The 18,049-nt window shown below is 71.2% G+C and carries 19 protein-coding genes; 9 read left to right on the top strand and 10 right to left on the bottom strand.

What is annotated here, in order from left to right:
• Positions 1-12 precede the first annotated feature (12 nt).
• Positions 13-828 (bottom strand): class I SAM-dependent methyltransferase, encoded by an 816-nt coding sequence (locus ACGFNU_RS46860; RefSeq protein ID WP_392603207.1) that lies wholly within the window; start codon positions 826-828, stop codon positions 13-15.
• A 92-nt stretch (positions 829-920) separates the two neighbouring features.
• Here ACGFNU_RS46860 and ACGFNU_RS46855 point away from each other — a divergent pair, with 92 nt between their 5' ends.
• From ACGFNU_RS46855 to ACGFNU_RS46845, 3 genes are all read left to right on the top strand, one after another.
• The gene (locus ACGFNU_RS46855) at positions 921-2,552 is read left to right on the top strand and encodes an AMP-binding protein (protein ID WP_392603206.1); all 1,632 of its coding nucleotides are present in this window, start codon (positions 921-923) and stop codon (positions 2,550-2,552) included.
• Between the two features lie 51 nt (positions 2,553-2,603).
• Positions 2,604-3,398: a TIGR03084 family metal-binding protein gene (locus ACGFNU_RS46850; RefSeq protein ID WP_392603205.1), complete on the top strand. Its 795-nt coding sequence runs from the start codon at positions 2,604-2,606 to the stop codon at positions 3,396-3,398.
• Positions 3,399-3,524: 126 nt separating this feature from the next.
• Complete coding sequence (locus tag ACGFNU_RS46845; protein ID WP_392603312.1) at positions 3,525-3,995, top strand: universal stress protein; 471 nt, start codon at positions 3,525-3,527, stop codon at positions 3,993-3,995.
• A 15-nt stretch (positions 3,996-4,010) separates the two neighbouring features.
• On the opposite strand, the gene ACGFNU_RS46840 is transcribed toward ACGFNU_RS46845, so the two are convergent.
• The 3 genes from ACGFNU_RS46840 to ACGFNU_RS46830 all read right to left on the bottom strand — a co-directional run bounded on the left by ACGFNU_RS46840 (position 4,011) and on the right by ACGFNU_RS46830 (position 6,787).
• Complete coding sequence (locus ACGFNU_RS46840) at positions 4,011-4,520, bottom strand: O-acetyl-ADP-ribose deacetylase (protein WP_392603204.1); 510 nt, start codon at positions 4,518-4,520, stop codon at positions 4,011-4,013.
• Positions 4,521-4,551: 31 nt separating this feature from the next.
• The gene (abc-f, locus tag ACGFNU_RS46835; RefSeq protein ID WP_392603202.1) at positions 4,552-6,204 is read right to left on the bottom strand and encodes a ribosomal protection-like ABC-F family protein; all 1,653 of its coding nucleotides are present in this window, start codon (positions 6,202-6,204) and stop codon (positions 4,552-4,554) included.
• 208 nt (positions 6,205-6,412) lie between these two features.
• Entirely contained in the window at positions 6,413-6,787 is a 375-nt protein-coding gene (locus ACGFNU_RS46830) for a PepSY domain-containing protein (protein WP_392603201.1), read from the bottom strand.
• Positions 6,788-6,901: 114 nt separating this feature from the next.
• Here ACGFNU_RS46830 and ACGFNU_RS46825 point away from each other — a divergent pair, with 114 nt between their 5' ends.
• From ACGFNU_RS46825 to ACGFNU_RS46815, 3 genes are all read left to right on the top strand, one after another.
• Complete coding sequence (locus tag ACGFNU_RS46825; RefSeq protein ID WP_392603200.1) at positions 6,902-7,579, top strand: response regulator transcription factor; 678 nt, start codon at positions 6,902-6,904, stop codon at positions 7,577-7,579.
• Position 7,580: 1 nt separating this feature from the next.
• Positions 7,581-8,990 (top strand): sensor histidine kinase, encoded by a 1,410-nt coding sequence (locus ACGFNU_RS46820; protein ID WP_392603199.1) that lies wholly within the window; start codon positions 7,581-7,583, stop codon positions 8,988-8,990.
• Between the two features lie 119 nt (positions 8,991-9,109).
• A complete protein-coding gene (locus ACGFNU_RS46815) occupies positions 9,110-9,964 on the top strand; it encodes an NAD-dependent epimerase/dehydratase family protein (RefSeq protein WP_392603198.1) in 855 nt (284 codons plus the stop codon).
• On the opposite strand, the gene ACGFNU_RS46810 is transcribed toward ACGFNU_RS46815, so the two are convergent.
• Positions 9,955-10,281, bottom strand: coding sequence for a nuclear transport factor 2 family protein (locus tag ACGFNU_RS46810; RefSeq protein ID WP_392603197.1), 327 nt, complete (start codon positions 10,279-10,281; stop codon positions 9,955-9,957). The two genes, ACGFNU_RS46815 and ACGFNU_RS46810, sit on opposite strands and share 10 nt — an antisense overlap.
• Before the next feature lie 106 nt (positions 10,282-10,387).
• The gene (locus ACGFNU_RS46805; RefSeq protein WP_392603196.1) at positions 10,388-11,140 is read right to left on the bottom strand and encodes a dioxygenase; all 753 of its coding nucleotides are present in this window, start codon (positions 11,138-11,140) and stop codon (positions 10,388-10,390) included.
• Between the two features lie 97 nt (positions 11,141-11,237).
• Here ACGFNU_RS46805 and ACGFNU_RS46800 point away from each other — a divergent pair, with 97 nt between their 5' ends.
• On the top strand, positions 11,238-11,711 hold the full coding sequence (locus ACGFNU_RS46800; protein ID WP_392603195.1) for a MarR family winged helix-turn-helix transcriptional regulator: 474 nt from the start codon (positions 11,238-11,240) through the stop codon (positions 11,709-11,711).
• Between the two features lie 13 nt (positions 11,712-11,724).
• On the opposite strand, the gene ACGFNU_RS46795 is transcribed toward ACGFNU_RS46800, so the two are convergent.
• Together ACGFNU_RS46795 and ACGFNU_RS46790 are read right to left on the bottom strand one after the other, a co-directional pair.
• The gene (locus ACGFNU_RS46795) at positions 11,725-12,849 is read right to left on the bottom strand and encodes a winged helix DNA-binding domain-containing protein (protein WP_392603194.1); all 1,125 of its coding nucleotides are present in this window, start codon (positions 12,847-12,849) and stop codon (positions 11,725-11,727) included.
• A complete protein-coding gene (locus ACGFNU_RS46790) occupies positions 12,839-13,477 on the bottom strand; it encodes a TetR/AcrR family transcriptional regulator (protein WP_392603193.1) in 639 nt (212 codons plus the stop codon). Before ACGFNU_RS46790 ends, ACGFNU_RS46795 begins: the two co-directional genes overlap by 11 nt.
• 163 nt (positions 13,478-13,640) lie before the next feature.
• Between ACGFNU_RS46790 and ACGFNU_RS46785 the strand changes: the two genes are divergently transcribed.
• A complete protein-coding gene (locus ACGFNU_RS46785) occupies positions 13,641-15,923 on the top strand; it encodes an ATP-binding cassette domain-containing protein (RefSeq protein ID WP_392603192.1) in 2,283 nt (760 codons plus the stop codon).
• 31 nt (positions 15,924-15,954) lie between these two features.
• Here the strand turns inward: ACGFNU_RS46785 and ACGFNU_RS46780 are convergent, their stop codons facing one another.
• Positions 15,955-16,692, bottom strand: a complete 738-nt coding sequence (locus ACGFNU_RS46780) for an SDR family NAD(P)-dependent oxidoreductase (protein ID WP_392603191.1) — start codon at positions 16,690-16,692, stop codon at positions 15,955-15,957.
• A gap of 133 nt (positions 16,693-16,825) precedes the next feature.
• On the opposite strand from ACGFNU_RS46780, the gene ACGFNU_RS46775 reads away from it, so the two are divergent.
• Complete coding sequence (locus ACGFNU_RS46775) at positions 16,826-17,194, top strand: winged helix-turn-helix transcriptional regulator (protein WP_392603190.1); 369 nt, start codon at positions 16,826-16,828, stop codon at positions 17,192-17,194.
• Between the two features lie 73 nt (positions 17,195-17,267).
• On the opposite strand, the gene ACGFNU_RS46770 is transcribed toward ACGFNU_RS46775, so the two are convergent.
• The gene (locus ACGFNU_RS46770; RefSeq protein WP_392603189.1) at positions 17,268-18,011 is read right to left on the bottom strand and encodes an SDR family oxidoreductase; all 744 of its coding nucleotides are present in this window, start codon (positions 18,009-18,011) and stop codon (positions 17,268-17,270) included.
• Between the last annotated feature and the right edge of the window lie 38 nt (positions 18,012-18,049).

Below are 18,049 nucleotides of genomic sequence, written 5' to 3'. Positions count from 1 at the left end.
CGAGAGCGCCCTTCAGCGGAGGGGCGCTACGGCGGACCATGGGAGGGTCACTTCGCCCAGGCGCCAGCGTGCCCGTCCACCGTATGGAGGGCGTGTGAGCACCGGGTGGGTGCGCGCCAGTAGCGAGACCGCCTCGATCCAGCGGGCTCGGGCGCCGAATGCCGAATGCGGCGCCGCGACCGCCCAGCAGCGGTCGAAGTCCCTGAGCAGAGCGTGCACCCGTTCGCCGGGGACGTTGCGGTGGATCAGCGTTTTCGGCAGCCGTTCGGCCAGTTCGGACGGCTGCTCCAGCGAGCCGAGACGCGCCGCGAACGTGATCGTCCGCGGCCCCGAGCGCGTCAGCGTCACCCAGACCGCGCGCCGGCCGATCTCGTTGCACGTTCCCTCGACGAGGATCCCGTCGGGGGCGAGCTTCGCGCACAATCCGTCCCAGGCCTGCCAGGCGGCGTCCTCGTCGTACTGCCGGAGGACGTTCAGCGCCCGGATCAGCACGGGCGGGCGGGCGACGGGCAGTTCGAAGCCGCCTCGCCGGAACGACAGGCCTGGCAGGGGATGCTCCGCCAGATAGGCGAGACCCGCGGCCACCCGGTCGGGTTCGATCTCGATTCCCACGACCTCCAGCGCAGGAGACACCGCACGCAAGCGCGTGTACAGCTCGACCGTGGTCACCGGGGACGCGCCGTACCCGAGGTCGACGGCGAGCGGACGCTCTGCCGAGCGCAGCGGGCCGGGCTGCGTCGCGGCGATCCAGCGGTCGACGCGGCGCAGGCGGTTCGGCGCGGTGGTGCCACGAGTGATCTCGCCCTCGGGCTTGTGCGTTCGGGCCACCCCGCGATTCTGCCCAAGACGACCCGCTGAATGAGATTCGGTAAGCAATCGTTTACGGTGATCTCGAGGCAGCCGTTCGTGGAGGAGAGCCGATGCCCCAGCTCGACCTGGCCACCCTGCACGAGGCCGTCGCGGCCGCGATCCCCGACCGCGAGTGCCTGGTGTGGCGAGGCGGCACCGCGCGGGAGGCGAGGATGACCTGGCGCGAGGTCGCCGAGCGCAGCAGGCGGCTGGCTCACGTCCTGCACGAGGCCGGGCTGGGCCGGCACCGCCGCGCCACCGAGCCGTGGGAGTCGCCGCACGATCATCTGGCGCTCTACCTGCACAACGGACCCGAGTATCTGGAGGGCCTGCTCGGCGCCCACAAGGCCCGGGTGGCCCCGTTCAACGTCAACTACCGGTACGTGGACGACGAACTGGCCCAGCTCTTCACCGACGCCCGCCCGGCCGCGATCCTCTTCCACGCGCGCTTCGCCGCCACCATCGGCCGCGTGGTCAAGCGCCTCGACGCCGCGCCGCTCCTCCTCCAGGTCGCCGGCGACTCCGGCGAAGAGCTCCTCCCCGGGGCTCTCGACTACGAGACGGCGCTGGCAGCGGCCTCCCCCGGCCCGCTCGACGTGCGGCCGGACGCGGGCGACCTCCACATCGTCTACACCGGCGGGACGACCGGCCTCCCCAAGGGCGTGCTGTGGCGGATCGGCGACCTCATGACCGGCTCGCTGGGGCTGTCACGGCGTGACGGCGCTCCCATCACCGACCTGGACGAGGCCGTCGAACGCGCCGTCAACGGCCGCCACCGGGTGCTGATCGGCCCGCCGCTCATGCACGGAGTCGGCACGTGGTCGGCGCTCGGCGGCTGGTGCGGCGGCGCCTGCGTGATCTTCCCCGAGCGCGTGGACGGGCTGGACGCCGCGGATCTGCTCGCCACCGCGGAACGCGAGCGGGTGACGCGGATGCCCCTCGTCGGCGACGCGTTCGCCCGTCCGATCGTCGAGGAGCTGGACCGCGGCTCGTACGACCTGTCGTCGCTGCGCACGATGCTCAACTCGGCCGCCGGCATCAGCCCGGAGGTCAAGCGCCGTCTGCACGAACACCTTCCGGACGCTCGCGTCCACGACGTCCTCGGCTCCTCCGAAAGCGGCTTCGCGGTGACCCGGCTCGGTGCCGCGGACCGTCCGTTCGTCCCGGCGGCCGATACGGCGGTGCTGAGCGCCGACCGCACCCGTCGGCTCGCGCCCGGCGAGGACGAGATGGGCTGGCTGGCGAAGGGCGGCCGGTTGCCGCTCGGGTACCTGAACGACCCGGTCAAGACCGCCGCGACGTTCATCGTCCTCGACGGCGAACGGCTCGTGGTGGCCGGCGACCGGGCCCGGCTCCTCGCGGACGGCACCGTCGAGGTGCACGGCCGCGAGGCGACCACGATCAACACCGGCGGCGAGAAGGTCTTCGCCGAGGAGGTCGAGACCGTACTGCGCGATCTCCCGGGGGTCACCGACGCGCTGGTGGTCGGCCGGCCGAGCGAGCGCTGGGGCACCGAGATCGTCGCGGTGCTCCGCACCGGCCCGGACGCGGCCCCGACCGACGCGGATCTCCGGGCGGGCTGCGCCGCCCGGCTCGCCCGATACAAGATCCCCAAGGCGTTCCTGCGGGCGGAGGAGAGCCTGCGCCTGCCCAACGGCAAGGCCGACTACGCGGCCGCGCGCGCCCTCGCCGCTCCAGAATGAGATTCGGTCCAGGGCTGTACGCGGCGGGGTGCGAGGGGGAATGCTGGCGGGATGCCGGATCTGATCTCACTCCTCGCCGACCTCACGGCCGAGGGCGACGCCCTCGACGCGCTGGTGGCGCCGCTCCCCGCCGAGGCCTGGACCAGGCCGACACCCGCCGAAGGATGGACGATCGCCCACCAGATCGCCCATCTCGCCTGGACCGACGACCAGTCGATCGCGGCGGCCACGGACGCGGAGGCGTTCAACCGGATCATGGCCGCGGCGCTCGCCGACGCTGACGGGTTCGTGGAGGCGGGGGCGGCCGAAGGCGCCGGGGCCGCGCCGGACCGGCTCCTCGAACGCTGGCGGACGGGCAGGCGCCGGCTCGCCGAAGTGCTGGCGGCGGTGCCCGCGGGGACCCGGCTGCCCTGGTTCGGGCCGCCGATGGGCGCGGCCTCGATGGCCACGGCCCGCCTGATGGAGACCTGGGCGCACGGCCAGGACGTCGCCGACGCGCTGGGCGTCCGGCGTGAGCCGACCCGGCGGCTCCGCCACGTCGCCCACATCGGCGTCCGGACGCGGGACTTCGCGTTCAACATCCGGGGGCTCACCCCGCCGGACACGGAGTTCCGCGTCGCCCTCACCTCGCCCGACGGCGAGGAATGGACCTGGGGCCCGGCGGACGCCGAGCAGTCGGTGACCGGCCCGGCGCTGGACTTCTGCCTGCTGGTGACGCAGCGGCGCAACCGCGCCGACCTCGCCGTGACCGCCGACGGGCCGGACGCGGGCCGGTGGCTGGACGTGGCGCAGGCCTTCGCCGGACCGCCCGGCCCCGGCCGCCCGGCGGAGCCGGCGCGCACCTGAGCCGAGCCTGGACGGAGTCGGCGCAGGCCTGAACGGCGTCGGCGCAGGTCAACGCGAGCCTCAGAGGTTCCTTACCCTTGCGGCTTTGAGGGTGTTCGGTTTCCCTCTTCGGGACATGACGTGACCATGACCATCCTCATCGCCTACGACGGCTCCGACGACGCGAAGGCCGCGATCGAGTTCGCGGGCAGGCATGTGAGCCCGGCGCCGGCCGTGGTGCTCGCCGTCTGGGAGCCGCTGCTCGTCCAGCTCACCAGGTCCGCGCTCGCGCCGCCCGCCGCGTTCGCCGGCAACGACGCCGACGTGGAACGGCAGCAGCGGCAGGAAGCCGAGCGGTTCGCGGCCGAGGGCGCCGAACTCGCCCGGCGGGCGGGGCTGACCGACGTCACCCCGCGCGCCGAGGCCAGCGCGGGCGCGGTCTGGGCGACCATCGTGGACGTCGCCGACCAGCTCGACGCGTCCCTGGTCGTCACCGGGTCGCGTGGCCTGGCGCGGGCCAGGTCCGTGCTGCTCGGCAGCGTGTCCGACCGCGTTCTGCACCACGTCAAGCGCCCGGTGCTGATCGTGCCGCACGTGTCCGAGGACGCCGACGACTGATCAGCGACCCGCCGGTCAGGCGTTCAGAGCCCGCTCGAACGCCGCGTACGCGTCCTCGGTGAACAGCACGAAACGCGCGTCCGTGACCTTGGTGGCCGTCGAGCGCACCGTGCCGAGCGCGATCCGCGCGGCGTCGTCGAGCGGCCACCCGTAGATCCCGGCCGAGACGGCGGGGAACGCGACCGACCGCACGTCCAGGTCGTCGGCCACCCGCAGGGTCTCCCGGTAGCAGGAGACCAGCTGGTCCGATCGGTCGTCGGACGAGGAGTAGACCGGCCCGACCGTATGGATCACCCAGCGGGCGGGCAGCCGCCCGGCCGTGGTCGCCACCGCCTGTCCGGTGGGCAGCCCGCCCCCGTAGTGGGAGGCCCGCAGCTTGCGGCACTCGTCCAGGATCGCCGGGCCGCCCCGGCGGTGAATGGCCCCGTCCACGCCGCCGCCACCGAGCAGGGAGGAGTTCGCCGCGTTCACCACGGCGTCCACCTCCTGCTCGGTGATATCGCCCCGCACCAGCACGATCTCCATCGATCCCACCTCCTTGGCAAACCCTTTCATCTCAGCGGGCCGCCGTCTCCAGGACCCTGCCGTCGCGGAGCTCCAGGCGGGAACCCGTGAAGCGGCGGCGCAGCAGGCGGTCGTGGGTGACCACGACGAGCGTCCCCGCGTAGCTCGCGAGCGCCTCGTCGAGTTCCTCCACCAGCAGTGGAGACAGGTGGTTGGTCGGCTCGTCCAGCAGGAGCAGGTCGACCGGACGGCTCACCAGCCGGGCCAGCTCGACCCGGCGCCGCTGCCCGGTCGAGAGGACTCCCAACGGCAACCGCAGGTCGTCCGGACGGAAGAGCCCGAGCCGGAGCAACTCATCGGCGTAGTCGTCCGGAGGGCCCGGGCGGCCCGCCGCGTACGCACCCAGAACGGTCTGCCTTGGCGGCCCCGCGATGCCCTCCTGGCGGAGGTAACCGACCCGCTCTGGACGCTGTACCGATCCCATGTCCGGGACGAGTTCCCCTGCCAGCACCCGCAACAGCGTGGTCTTGCCGGCCCCGTTCGGACCGGTGACCAGCAGACGCTCGCCCGGTGCGAGCCGGAACCCGTCCAAACGAAGCCGGTCGCCCACCGTCACCCCGGAGAGCTCCAGGGGATCCTCGTCTCGCGTCCCTCCGGAGATCCGCGCGGTGAAGCGGAGCGGCGCGGGCGGCGGCGGGACCGCGTTCCCGCGCAGCGTCGCCAGCCGCTCGTTGGCGATCCGGACCCGGTTGGCCGTCCCGTGGGAGGACGACCGGGCCCGATGAGCGCCGTTGCCGGTATTGGCGAGCAACGCCTTGCGCCCGAGCGTCGCGAGCCACGCGCCGCCCGTGCGCGCCAGCCGCGACTGCCGTTCGACCTCGGCCTTCCACTCCTCGTGATCCCGCTCCCGCCTGGCACGCGCGGCGGCCTTGGCGGTCAGGTAACCGGCGTAGCCGTCGCCGTACCGCCGGACGCCACGGGTCTCGTGATCGACTTCGAGAACGGTCGTGGTGATCCGCTCCAGGAACGCGCGATCGTGGGTGATCGCGACGACCGTGCCCTGGTGGGCGCGAATGTAGTCCTCCAGCCAGGACAGGGCGTCGTCGTCGAGATCGTTGGTCGGCTCGTCGAGGAGCAGCAGTTCCGGCGCCGCCGCGAGCGTCGCCGCCAGCACCAGCCTGGAGAGCCGGCCGCCGGACAGCGTCGCGATCGCCCGCGCACGGTCGAGCGAGGGAAGGCCGAGGCCATGCAGGGCGATGTCCACCCTCGCGTCGGCCTCGTAGCCTCCGCGCCGTTCGAACTCGGAGAGCAGGTCGCCGTACCTGGCGAGGCCGTCCTCGTCCGCCGACCCCAGCTCTGCCTCGGCGGACCTAAGCGCCGCCTCGATCTCGCGAAGCTCGGCGAGCGCCAGGTCGATGACGTCGGCGACAGTGGCGGCGCCGTCGACCAGACCCTCCAAGCTCTGCGGCAGATACGCGCTCCCGCCGGGAGCGACGACCGTGAGATCTCCGTTGTCGGGCCGTTCACGGCCCGCCAGGAGCTTGAGGAGGGTCGTCTTGCCGGAGCCGTTCTCGCCGATGATCCCGACCTTCTCGCCGGGCTTGATCGTGAAGGACACCCGGTCGAGCACGACGCGATCGTCATAGCGCTTCGTCACCTCGTGCAGCGAGAGCTGGGCGACGGAATCAGCGGATGGGGTACGCAAAGGAGCACTCCTGTTCCCGGCCCGCGCGAGGGCAGGCCGAATTCGAGCCGATGGAGGGGCTGTGGATCGCGGGCGGTGCCACGCGCGATCAGAGGAACAGGAAACTCATGAGCGTGAGACTAGACGAACCGTCTCGTCTCGTCAATGGACATCGAGCGACCGCCCGGCCACCGGATGTTCCGACGGCCGGGCGGTTCGCGCATGCGGGTCAGTCGTCGTCGCTCCCAGGGCTGTCGGCGCCTTCGTCGTCCGGCGTGTTCGACAGGACCTTGCCGGTGGCGGCGTCGACGGACAGCGCGCGCTCCTTGCCGTCCTTGCCGATCACCTCGACGTCCCAGGCGGCCTTGCCCTGGTCGTCGTCGAGGTCCACCGCGGCCACGTGACCCGGCACGGCGCGCAGCGCGATGCCCGCCGCGCCGGAGGCGCTGATCTTCGCCGCCCGCACCGCCGTGACCTCGGCCGTCTGCTCGGCGCGGTCGTCGTCGCCGTCGTTCGCGGCGAAGGCGGTGGCCGCCCCGCCGGCGACGATCACTCCCCCGGCGAGCACGGTCACCAGCAGCCTGCGGCCCGTCACGAGCTTCATCAAGATTCCTCCAGATCGGTGCGGAACGTTCAGGGGCCAACCTGGCGAACGGACCTGAGGCGCGGCTGAAGCAACCTGAAGGCCGCTTCAGGTGCGTCTGGCAGCCTGGAGACCATGCGCCTGCTGATCGTCGAGGACGAACGACGCCTGGCCGCGTCCCTGGCCAAGGGGCTGACGGCCGAGGGCTTCGCGGTGGACGTGGTGCACGACGGCGGGGCCGGACTGCGGCGCGCGACCGACCATGACTACGACCTGATCGTGCTGGACATCATGCTGCCCGGCATGAACGGCTACCGGGTCTGCTCGGCCCTGCGCGCGGCGGGCGACGAGACGCCCATCCTGATGCTCACCGCGAAGGACGGCGAGTACGACGAGGCCGAGGGGCTGGACACCGGCGCCGACGACTACCTCACCAAGCCGTTCTCGTACGTGGTGCTCCAGGCCCGGATCCGCGCCCTGCTGCGCCGCCGTACGCGTGGCGGCTCCCCCGCGATCGTCCTCGGCGACATGACCGTGGATCCGGCGGCCAAGGCGGTGCTGCGCGGCGACACCGAGGTGGAGGTGACGGCCAAGGAGTTCGCCGTGCTGGAGCATCTGGCCGTGAACGCGGGCCTCGTCGTGTCGAAGGGCCAGATCCTCGAACACGTCTGGGGCTATGCGTACGACGGCGACCCCAACATCGTCGAGGTGTACGTGAGCGCGCTGCGCCGCAAGCTCGACGCGCCGTTCGGCCGCAGGTCGATCGTCACGGTGCGCGGGTCCGGCTACCGGCTCGCCACCGACGGGGGCTGACATGCCCGTACGGATCGGCTCGGTGCGGGCGCGCACCACGGTGGCCGCCACGGCCGTCGTCGCCGTCGCGCTGGTGGTCGCGGGGCTCGCCGTCGTGCTGCTCCTGCGCGCCAGCCTCGACCGGCAGAGCGACCTCCAGTCGGAGGTGTCGGCGCGCGAGGTCGCGTCGCAGCTGGCCGCGGGCGTTCCGGCCACGCGGCTCGACCTGCCGGACAGCGAGGAGCATCCCGTCCAGGTCGTGGACTCCTCCGGCCGCGTGGTGGCGGCCGGCGAGGACCTGAGCGCGATCAGCGGGTCTGCGGCGGCCGAGCAGGACGACGACGCTCCAAAGCGCGGCATGGTCTCCGACGACGTCGGCCACAGCACCGGCAGCGCGACCGTGGACGGTGAGACCGCCGGCTACCGGTTCGCGTCACTGCAAGTGACCACGCCTCGCGGCGAGACGCTCACCGTGAACGCCGGTACCGATCTGGCCACCGCGCGCGAGGCCGTGGGCACGGTCACCAAGGCCATGCTCGCCGGGCTGCCCCTGCTGCTGGCCGTCGTGGCGGGCGTGACATGGCTGGTCACGCGGCGCGCGCTGCGTCCGGTGGCGGCGATCCGGACCGAGCTCGCCGAGATCACGGCCTCCAGCGACCTGACGCGCCGCGTCCCGGTGCCGTCCTCGCGGGACGAGGTGGCGGGCCTGGCCAGGACGACCAACGAGACCCTCGCCGCGCTGGAGCGTTCGGTCGAACGGCAGCGCGGCTTCGTCGCGGACGCGTCGCACGAGCTGCGCAACCCGATCGCCGCGCTCCGGACCGAGCTGGAGGTCGCCGCCGCCCATCCCGAGCTGCTCGATCTGGACGGGCTGACCGAGGAGGTCGTCCGGCTCCAGCGCCTCGCCGCCGACCTGCTGCTGCTCGCGCGGCTCGACGCGGGCGAACGGGGCGTCACGCCGAAGCCCATCGTGCTCGCCGGCCTGCTCCGCGAGGAGGCCGGGCGCCGCCGCGCCGCCGACCGGTTCCCGATCGGGATCGAGGTCGAGGCCGGCCCGCTGGTGCTGGGCTCGCGCGACCGGCTCGCGAGGGCGCTGGGCAACCTTCTGGACAACGCGCAACGGCATGCTTCCTCAGAGGTGAACATCACGTTGCGGGAAGAGAACGATCGGTGGGCAGTGATGGATATCACCGACGACGGTCCGGGGGTCCCGCCGGACGATCGGGAGCGGATCTTCGAACGGTTCGTCCGGCTCGACGACGCGCGCAGCCGGGACGACGGCGGCGCGGGGCTCGGACTGGCCATAGCCCGTGAGCTGCTGGGGGTTGAGGGCGGTACGCTCACGGTGGAGGCCGCACCGCGGGGAGGAGCGATCTTCCGGATTCGGTTGCCCCTCCACACCGTGCGAGTGGGAGATCATGGCCGAGCGTAGACGAGTCGAATACCGCGAGTGACCGGCGCATCGCCGCGCCGGGCGTGACCTGGAGAGAGTCTCTGCCTATCCTTCCTGGAAGGCGGCCACAAAGGCGTGCAGTCGTGGAGGTACCCCCCTTGAAGATTCTCGTCGCCGGCGCGACCGGCGTCATCGGCAGTCGGCTGGTCCCCCTGCTCGTGCAGGCGGGCCATGAGGTGACCGGGACGACCCGGTCCGCCGCACGCGCCGACGCCATCGCCGCGCAGCAGGCCAAGCCCCTCGTCCTGGACGCCTTCGACTCCCCGGCCGTGCACGACGCCGTGCTCGCGGTGCGGCCGGACGTCATCGTCCACCAGCTCACCGACCTCAGCGGTGAGGACTTCGACGCCAACTCGCGGCTGCGCGTCCAGGGCACCCGCAACCTGGTGTCGGCCGCGAAGGCGGCCAACGTCGAGGTGATGATCGCGCAGAGCATCAGCTGGCTGTACGTGCCGGGTGACGCACCCGCGGTGGAAGAGGACGCCCTCGACCCGACGCTGCCGCCCTACGAGGGCGTCGCGGCGCTGGAGGAGGCCGTCGCCGAGCTGCCGCGCGGCGTCATCCTGCGGTACGGCGCGCTCTACGGGCCCGGCACCTGGTACGCGCCGGACGGCGCGATCGCCGACCGGGTCCGGGCGGGCAGCCTGCGTCCGTCGCCCGCGTGGACCTCGTTCGTGCACGCCGACGACGCGGCCGCGGCCGTCCTGGCCGCGCTCGACTGGCCCGCCGGCCCCGTCAACATCGTCGACGACGAGCCCGCGACCACCGCCGACTGGCTGCCGGTCTACTGCGCGGCGCTCGGCGTCCCGCTCCCGGACCGGGGCACCGGACGGCACGCCGCCGAGACGGGCCGGCCGGCGTCCAACGCCAAGGCGCTCGATCTCGGGTGGAAGCCGCAGATCCCGTCCTGGCGGCTGGGCTTTCGCGCGATGGAGACCACCGATCAGACCTGACCGGTCTCGAACCGGCTGATCCTGTCGCCCTTCACCGTGAAGTCCCAGCGGGTGCTCAGCGCGCCCTGGATGTCGTTGCGATAGGCGACGATCATGCCGAGGCCGCCGGGGTCCTCGCGGCGCACGTCGAAGTGCCCGTTGGCGCCGAAGATCTCCCGGTCGGCCCAGGCCGCCAGGTCCACGGCGCGGCCATCGTCGGTCATGGTGGCGTTCGGGGTGAGCAGGCCCTGGAAGGACGCCCGGTCTCCGCGGTTGATGGCCTCGGCGAACCTGCGTACGACCGGATGGGCCGGCAGGCGAGTCGTCTTCGTCGTCATGGCACCAGTGAACGTCGTCACCGGTCAGAGCCGCCCCTGCCGCCGGTCAAGAAAACGCCGCTTCGCGCCGGATGCGGTCGGATACGGTCGGATGCGGTTGGATGCCTTATCCGAACTGGAAGGACCGCTTCGCCAGGCCGTGCCAGAACCCGTCGATCACCGATCGGCCGCCGGTGCCGGCCGCGCCCAGCGCGACGAAGAGCGGCGCGAAGTGCTCGGTCCGCGGATGGGCGATCCGCGCCGCCGGGGCCTTGCCCGCGAAGTCCAGCACCTCGTCCACGTCGCCCGCCGACACGGCCCGTCCGGCCCATTCGTCGAACTCGGCCGACCAGGCCTGGGGCGCACCGTGCGGGTCGGGGTTCATCCCCCGCAGGTTGTGCGTGGTGAAGCCGCTGCCCACGATGAGCACACCCTGATCCCGGAGCGGCGCGAGCCGCTGCCCGAGCCCGAAGAGGTACTCGGGTTCGAGCGTGGGCATGGACAGCTGCAACACCGGAATGTCACCTTCGGGATACATCTCCACGAGCGGCACGTAGGCGCCGTGGTCGAGCCCCCGCTCGGCGTCCTGAGCCACTCCGGGCAGCAGTTTGCGCACGTCGGCGGCGAGCTCCGGCGCCCCGGGCGCCTCGTACCGGACGTCGTAGTAGTGCTGCGGGAAACCCCAGAAGTCATAGACCAGCGGCACCGTCTCGGTGGCGCCGATGCTCAGCGGCGCCTCCTCCCAGTGCGCCGACACCATGAGGATCGACGTGGGCCGCGGGAGGTCCGCCGACCACTCCGCGAGCTGGCCGGTCCAGACGTCGTCGTCGGCCAGCGGCGGTGCGCCGTGGCTGAGATAGAGCACCGGCATCCGCGTCATCGTGACCTCCCCGGAACAAACACTTGAGCCTTCAATCATGACTGTACGCCAAATAGTTGATGTTTCAAACCTTGAGGGCTCAAGTAGAATGGGGATCATGACCAGGTGGCTGGACGAGGACGAGCAAGAGACCTGGCGGGCGTTCCTGTGGACCTCCCGCCTCCTCAACGACGCGCTGGAGAGCCAGCTCCAGCGCGACTCCGGGATGCCGCGCACCTACTACATGATCTTGGCCATGCTCTCCGAGTCACCCGGCCGCACGCTCACCATGAGCGAGCTGGCCAAGATCGTGCGATCCTCCCCCAGCCGCCTCTCCCACGCGGTCAACCGCCTGGAGGAGAACGGCTGGGTCACCCGCGCGAAGCACCCTGCCGACCGCCGCACGACCCTCGCCGAGCTGACCGACGAGGGCTTCGAGGTGCTCAAGGCCGCCGCTCCCGGCCATGTGGAGGCCGTCAGGCGGCACCTCTTCGATCCCCTGACCCGCGAGCAGGTCGCGCAGTTCCGCGAGACCCTCCACATACTGCTGTCATCCCTCGACACAGAAGGGGAATGCCGCCCGCAGGACTAGGTCGTGTGTCGGCTCAGATGAACTCCACGTCGTACGACTTGGCCTCGGGGTAGGCCGCGGCGAGGAGCCGCTGGGCCTCCTCCACCATCGCCGTGCGGTCGGATGGGGAGGCGGGTTCGAAGAGCTCGATGCGGACGGTCGCGACACCGCGCTTCTTCTCGTGTTTCCACATGCCGTGGACGAAGCCGTCGACGAGGACGGCGGCGCGGATGATCCCGTTGATGGTGAAGAGGCGCTTGCGGTGCTCCTCGGAGACAATGCGAGCGCGGTCGGAGTGGGACAGGGTCAAGTTGTCGAAGTCGGGAACGAAGCGCACCGGAGCAGGTGTGCCGGGATCGGGGCGGGGCGCGTCGGGCAGGTCGTAAAGCACCTTGCCGTTCTCGTCGGTGAACGTGACGAGCTGGGGCGCGAGCCGTCCGACGACCTCGCCGAGACCGGTGAGGCCGGACCAGTGCTGCGCGTCCTGCACGGTCGCCGGGCCGAACGCGGCGAGGTAGCGCAGCACCATGCGTTCGAGGGACGGCTCGGGGTCGGGTGACCGGCCCAGCCACGTCTCCAGGGTGGTGTGGGTGGCCAGCCCGCTCTTACCCCACAGGCCGCGCGGCGGGATCTGGACGAGCGGGATCACGGTCCGGGCGGCCCAGTTGAGCAGCTCGGGATCCTTGCCGGGGAAACGGTCGGCGAGAAGGGCGCGCATCTCCTTGTCGGTACGGGGCTCCTTGAGGAGCTCGCGGCCGGCCGCCTCCACGGCGGGCACGTCGATGCCGGTGAGGTCCCGGCCGCCGCCACCGGTCCTGATCGCCCGGTCCATGACGGCCTGCGTGAGCGGCCGCAGGGCCAGCGCGTCGCGGGCGCTCACCAGGTGGAGGGTGCCGCGCATGAGGACCATGCGCACCGCCGCCCGTTCGGTGAGCAGGGTCGCGAGCTCGTCGAAGCGGAAGCCGGTGATGCGGCTCCACAGGCCGATGTACGGCGGGGTCGGTGCCTGGGCCTGCATGCCGACCAGGTGCTCGATGGCGTCGAGGGCAGGAAGCTCGTGCCGGTCGAGCAGCAGCTGGCGGGCCAGCAGGGCCCGGTTGAGCGACCGCCGGTCGAGGACCCGGCCGGCGGCCGCGGGGGTCGGGGAGTCAGTCGTCATAGCGTCCTCTCAGCTCCTGCCAGTTCGGAGGGGGGCCGGGGAGCTCCTCCGCTTCCGCCAGGTGGAGCGAGTCCAGGAACAGCTCCAGATAGCGGTGTTGCAGCCGGTTCATCCGTTCATCGTCCCCGATGCGGATGGTGTGCAGGTGTTCGAGGAGCACCGAGATGTCGCCCACCTCGATGTCGCGCCGGAGCGCGCCCGCCTCCTTGGTGCGGTCCAGGAGGCGTTGGGTGGCCATGTGGATGTCCCGCCCCTTCTGCGCCATCTCGTCGGTGACGGGAAAGCTGCCGGCCAGCCGCATCGTCAGCGAGCCCGCTCCGATGTCCAGGCACCGGCGCATGAACTCGGCGAACGCGACCCACGGCTCCCGGTCATCGTCCAGGGCCGACTGGACCTGCGCGAGATAGCGGTCCATCCCGTCGTCGGCCAGCCGCTGGAGCAGTTCCTCCTTGCTCTTGTAACGGCGGTAGAGGGCGCTGATGCCCACCCCGGCGTGCTCGGCCACCGCCGAGATGGGAGCGCCCGGATCGGCCGTGAACACCGCCCGCGCGGCGTCCCTGATCAGTTCGTCGTTCCTGGCCGCCTGTGCCTTCCGGCCGCTCATCGGAGCTTGCGTCGTGGTCTCCATGTCCCCATAGTAGGGGAACGAACAATTCCGTTCTATATTGACTCGCCGGATTTTTCTCTGTACGCTGTACGATATTCATGCCCCGGCGGAGTTCTGTCGGTGGCGGGCGGTAAACCATGGACTGGCGGACGGCCGCCACGTCCCAGGGGGAAGGTTGCACTCCATGAACGACGACCGGCGGCGTCCGGCCGACAGCCACGATGTGATCAAGGTACGCGGCGCCCGGGAGAACAACCTCGCCAACGTGTCGGTCGACATCCCCAAGCGTCACCTGACGGTCTTCACCGGGGTGTCCGGCTCGGGCAAGTCGTCCCTCGTGTTCGGCACCATCGCGGCCGAGTCACAGCGCCTGATCAACGAGACCTACTCGGCGTTCCTCCAGTCGTTCATGCCGAACGTCGGGCGGCCGGACGTCGACGCCCTGCACAACCTGAGCGCCGCGATCGTCGTCGACCAGGAGCGGATGGGCGCCAACGCGCGATCCACGCTGGGCACCGCGACCGACGCGTTCACGCTGCTGCGGATCGTCTTCAGCCGGCTCGGCGAGCCGCACGTCGGTCCCTCCTACGCGTTCAGCTTCAACACCGCGGCGGGCATGTGCCCCGAGTGCGAGGGCCTCGGCCGCAAGTCCGACATCGACGTCGGCGAGCTGGTCGACCGCGAGCTGTCGCTGAATGAGGGCGCGATCACCGTGCCCAACTTCACCGTCGACTCCTGGTACTGGAAGAACATGGCCGAGTCGGGGTTCTTCGACCCCGACGTCAAGCTGAAGGACTACACCGAGCAGCAGTGGGCGGACTTCCTCCACAAGCCCGCCACCAAGATGAAGATCGGCGGCATCAACACCACCTACGAGGGCCTCGTGGTCAAGGTGCAGCGCATCTACCTCGCCAAAGACCGCGAGGCGATGCAGCCGCACATCCGCGCGTTCGTCGACCGGGCCGTGACGTTCACGACCTGCCGCGCCTGCGGCGGCGGGCGGCTCAACCCGGCCGCGCTGGCCGCCAAGATCAAGGGTCGCAACATCGCCGACTGCGCGGCGATGCAGATCAACGACCTGGCCGGGTTCATCCGCGACATCGACGACCCGTCGGTCGCGCCGGTGCTCGGCGCGCTCAGCGAGACGCTCGACTCCCTGGTCGAGATCGGCCTCGGCTACCTGAGCCTCGACCGCGAGTCCGGCACGCTGTCCGGCGGTGAGGCGCAGCGGGTCAAGATGGTCCGCCACCTCGGCTCCCCGCTGACCGACATCACCTACGTCTTCGACGAGCCGACCGTCGGCCTGCACCCGCACGACATCCAGCGCATGAACGATCTGCTGCTCCGCCTGCGCGACAAGGGCAACACCGTCCTGGTCGTCGAGCACAAGCCGGAGACCATCGAGATCGCCGATCACGTGGTCGACATCGGCCCCGGCGCGGGCACGGGCGGCGGGCAGATCTGCTTCACCGGCGACGTGCCGGGGCTCCGCGCGTCCGGCACCCTCACCGGCCGCCACCTCGACCACCGGGCCCGCCTGCGCGACGAGGTACGTCAGCCGACCGGCCAGATCTCGATCGAGGGCGCCAGGCTCCACAACCTCCAGGACGTGAGCGTCGACATCCCGACCGGCGTGCTGACCGTGGTCACCGGCGTCGCCGGGTCCGGCAAGAGCTCACTGATCCATGGCTCGCTCGCCAAGCGGGACGGCGTGAACGTGGTCGACCAGTCGGCGATCCGCGGCTCCCGCCGCAGCAACCCGGCCACCTACACCGGCCTCCTCGACCCGATCCGCACGGCGTTCGCCAAGGCCAACGGCGTCAAGCCGGCACTCTTCAGCGCCAACTCCGAAGGCGCCTGCCCCAACTGCAAGGGCATCGGCCTCGTCTACACCGACCTGGCGATGATGGCCGGCGTGGCGTCGACCTGCGAGGAGTGCGAGGGCAAGCGCTTCACCCCCGAGGTGCTCACCTACGAGCTGCGCGGCAAGAACATCAGCGACGTCCTCGGCATGCCGGTGACCGAGGCCCGCGACTTCTTCACCGAACGCCAGGCTCGCGCGATCCTCGACCGCCTGGTCGATGTCGGCCTGGGCTACCTCAGCCTCGGCCAGCCGCTCAACACCCTCTCCGGCGGCGAACGCCAGCGGCTCAAGCTGGCGATCCGCATGGCCGAGAAGGCGGCGACCTACATCCTGGACGAGCCGACCACCGGCCTGCACCTGGCCGACGTCGACCAGCTCCTCGCCCTCCTCGACCGGCTCGTCGACGACGGCAACACGGTCATCGTGATCGAGCACCACCAGGCCGTGATGGCCCACGCCGACTGGATCATCGACCTCGGCCCCGGCGCGGGCCACGACGGCGGCCAGATCGTCTTCGAGGGCACCCCCGCCGACCTGGTGGCCAAGGGCGAGACCCTCACCGCCCAGCACCTGGGCAAGTACGTCAGCAGCCAGATGGAGTGACCCACAGGTTCGTTGACGCGGGTCGGCAACGCTATGTCTTCAGTAGCTGGTGGCCGCCGTCGGCGAGGATATGAGCACCGGAGACGGCGCGGAATCCGACGTCGGTGATCGTGGTGATGAGGGCCGCGACGTCGTCGGGTTCGGTGATGCGGCCGAGGACGGAGTTTTCGGCGAGGAGCTCGTCGTGTTCCGGGGTCCGGGCGGCCCGGGACGCGTCGGTGTTGACCAGGCCGGGGGCGATGGTGTTGACGGCGATGCCGTGGCGCCCCGCCTCGGCCGCGACCTGGCGGGCGAAGGTGTTGAGAGCGGCCTTCGCGGTGGACTGTGAGAGCGCGCTCGGCATGGTCACGTCGGCGAGCACGCTGGAGACGTACACGATCTGGCCGGACCGCTGCTCGCGCATCAGCTCGAGTGCCCGCTGGGTGACGTGGAAGACGGCCGCCAGTTCGCCCATGACCTTCGCGGAGAAGTCCGCCCAGCTCATCGCGCTGGGCGGCGCGAAGGTAGGTGCGATGTTGGCGTTGCAGACCAGCAGGTCGAGCCGGGCACCGGCCGCGACGAGGCGAGCGGCCTCGGCCGGGTCCCGGACATCGGCCCGCACGGCCTGGGCCGTGCCGCCCGCCGACTCGATGTCCTTGACCACCGCCCGCGCCGCCATCTCGCTGCGGTGGTAGTTGACGATCACGTGATATCCCCGTTCGCCCAGGCGGGCCGCGGTCGCGGCGCCGATCCCGCGGCTCGCGCCGGTGATCAGAGCGGTCCGGTTCATGTGCACACCTCCGTGTCGGGGCTTGGTCTCCCCCGAACGTAGGGAATGCAGCTAACTATTGGAAAGGACATACCCCAAGGTAAGCTGGTGACCTCCAGGGCGGTTTCCAGATGAGAAGAGGGCGGCCAGGAGGATGAGTGACGCATTTCACGTCGACTGCCCGGCCCGTGCCGTCCTTGAACACGTCACCAGCCGATGGGCCACGTTGATCCTGACCGGCCTGCGTGACGGGCCACTGCGGTTCTCAGAGCTGCGCGACAAGATCGAGGGCATCAGCGAGAAGATGTTGTCCCAGACACTGCGCACGCTGGCGGAGGACGGCCTGGTCGCGCGTACGGTGCACCCCTCGACACCTCCAGCGGTCAGCTACCGGCTCACCGAACTCGGCGACGGCCTCGCCCGGCAACTGCACGGACTGATGAGCTGGATCGGCGAGCACGCGGACCAGGTCCAGACCGCACGGGCGGCCTACCGGCAGGACACGCAGCCGATACGCCGTTGACGCGCACGGCGGGGACACCGCCGAGCCCGCACAGACCGCTCGCCGTCGAACGGGACCGCACTCGCTCGGGCGGTCACCAGCGGACGGGGCCGTCGTCGTCGAAGAATCCGCCGGTCGGCCCGTCGGGGCCCAGCGTTGCCAGTTTGACGGCGATCGCCGCGCCGTCGGCGGCCGTGCGGTCGATCTTCATGGGGACGTCGCGGGTGAAGTCGGTCGCGCAGGCGCCCGGAGCGGCCGCGTTGACGAGGATCCCGAGCGGGTGCAGCTCTTTCGCGTACTGGACGGTCACCATGTTGAGGGCCGCTTTGGACGCCGGATAGGCGATCTGGGCGGGCAGGCGCGACATGTAGTGCTCGGGGTCGGTCATCTGGGCCATCGACCCGGTGCCGCTGGAGATGTTCACGACGCGTCCCGCCTGTGACTTCTTGAGAAGTGGCAGCAGCGCCGTGGTCACCCTGACCACGCCGAGCACGTTGGTGTCGAACACGCGCCGCATCACCTCCACGTCCGCGGTGCTCGGCGGGTGGGCCGCTCCTCCGGAGATGCCGGCGTTGTTGACGAGGACGTCCAGGACACCGAACCGTTCGCCGACATGGGCGGCGGCATCCCGCACGGACACCGCGTCCGTGACGTCCAGGGCGAGCGGATGGACGTCGAGGCCCTTCGCGCGCAGATCGGCGGCGGCCCGCTCGCGGCGTCCCGGATGGCGCGCCGCCAGCAGCACGGTCATCCCCCTGGCGGCCAGTTGCCCGGCGACCTCCAAGCCGATGCCCTTGTTCGCACCGGTGACCAGGGCGATGGTGGTGTGTTCGGTCATGGCACCGATTCGACCACCGGGCCCCCGAACGACTCCAA

The organism is Spirillospora sp. NPDC048911 (assembly GCF_043198015.1).
In the GTDB taxonomy this organism is placed as follows: Bacteria; Actinomycetota; Actinomycetes; order Streptosporangiales; family Streptosporangiaceae; genus Spirillospora.
This window is presented reverse-complemented; position numbering and strand designations above follow the sequence as displayed.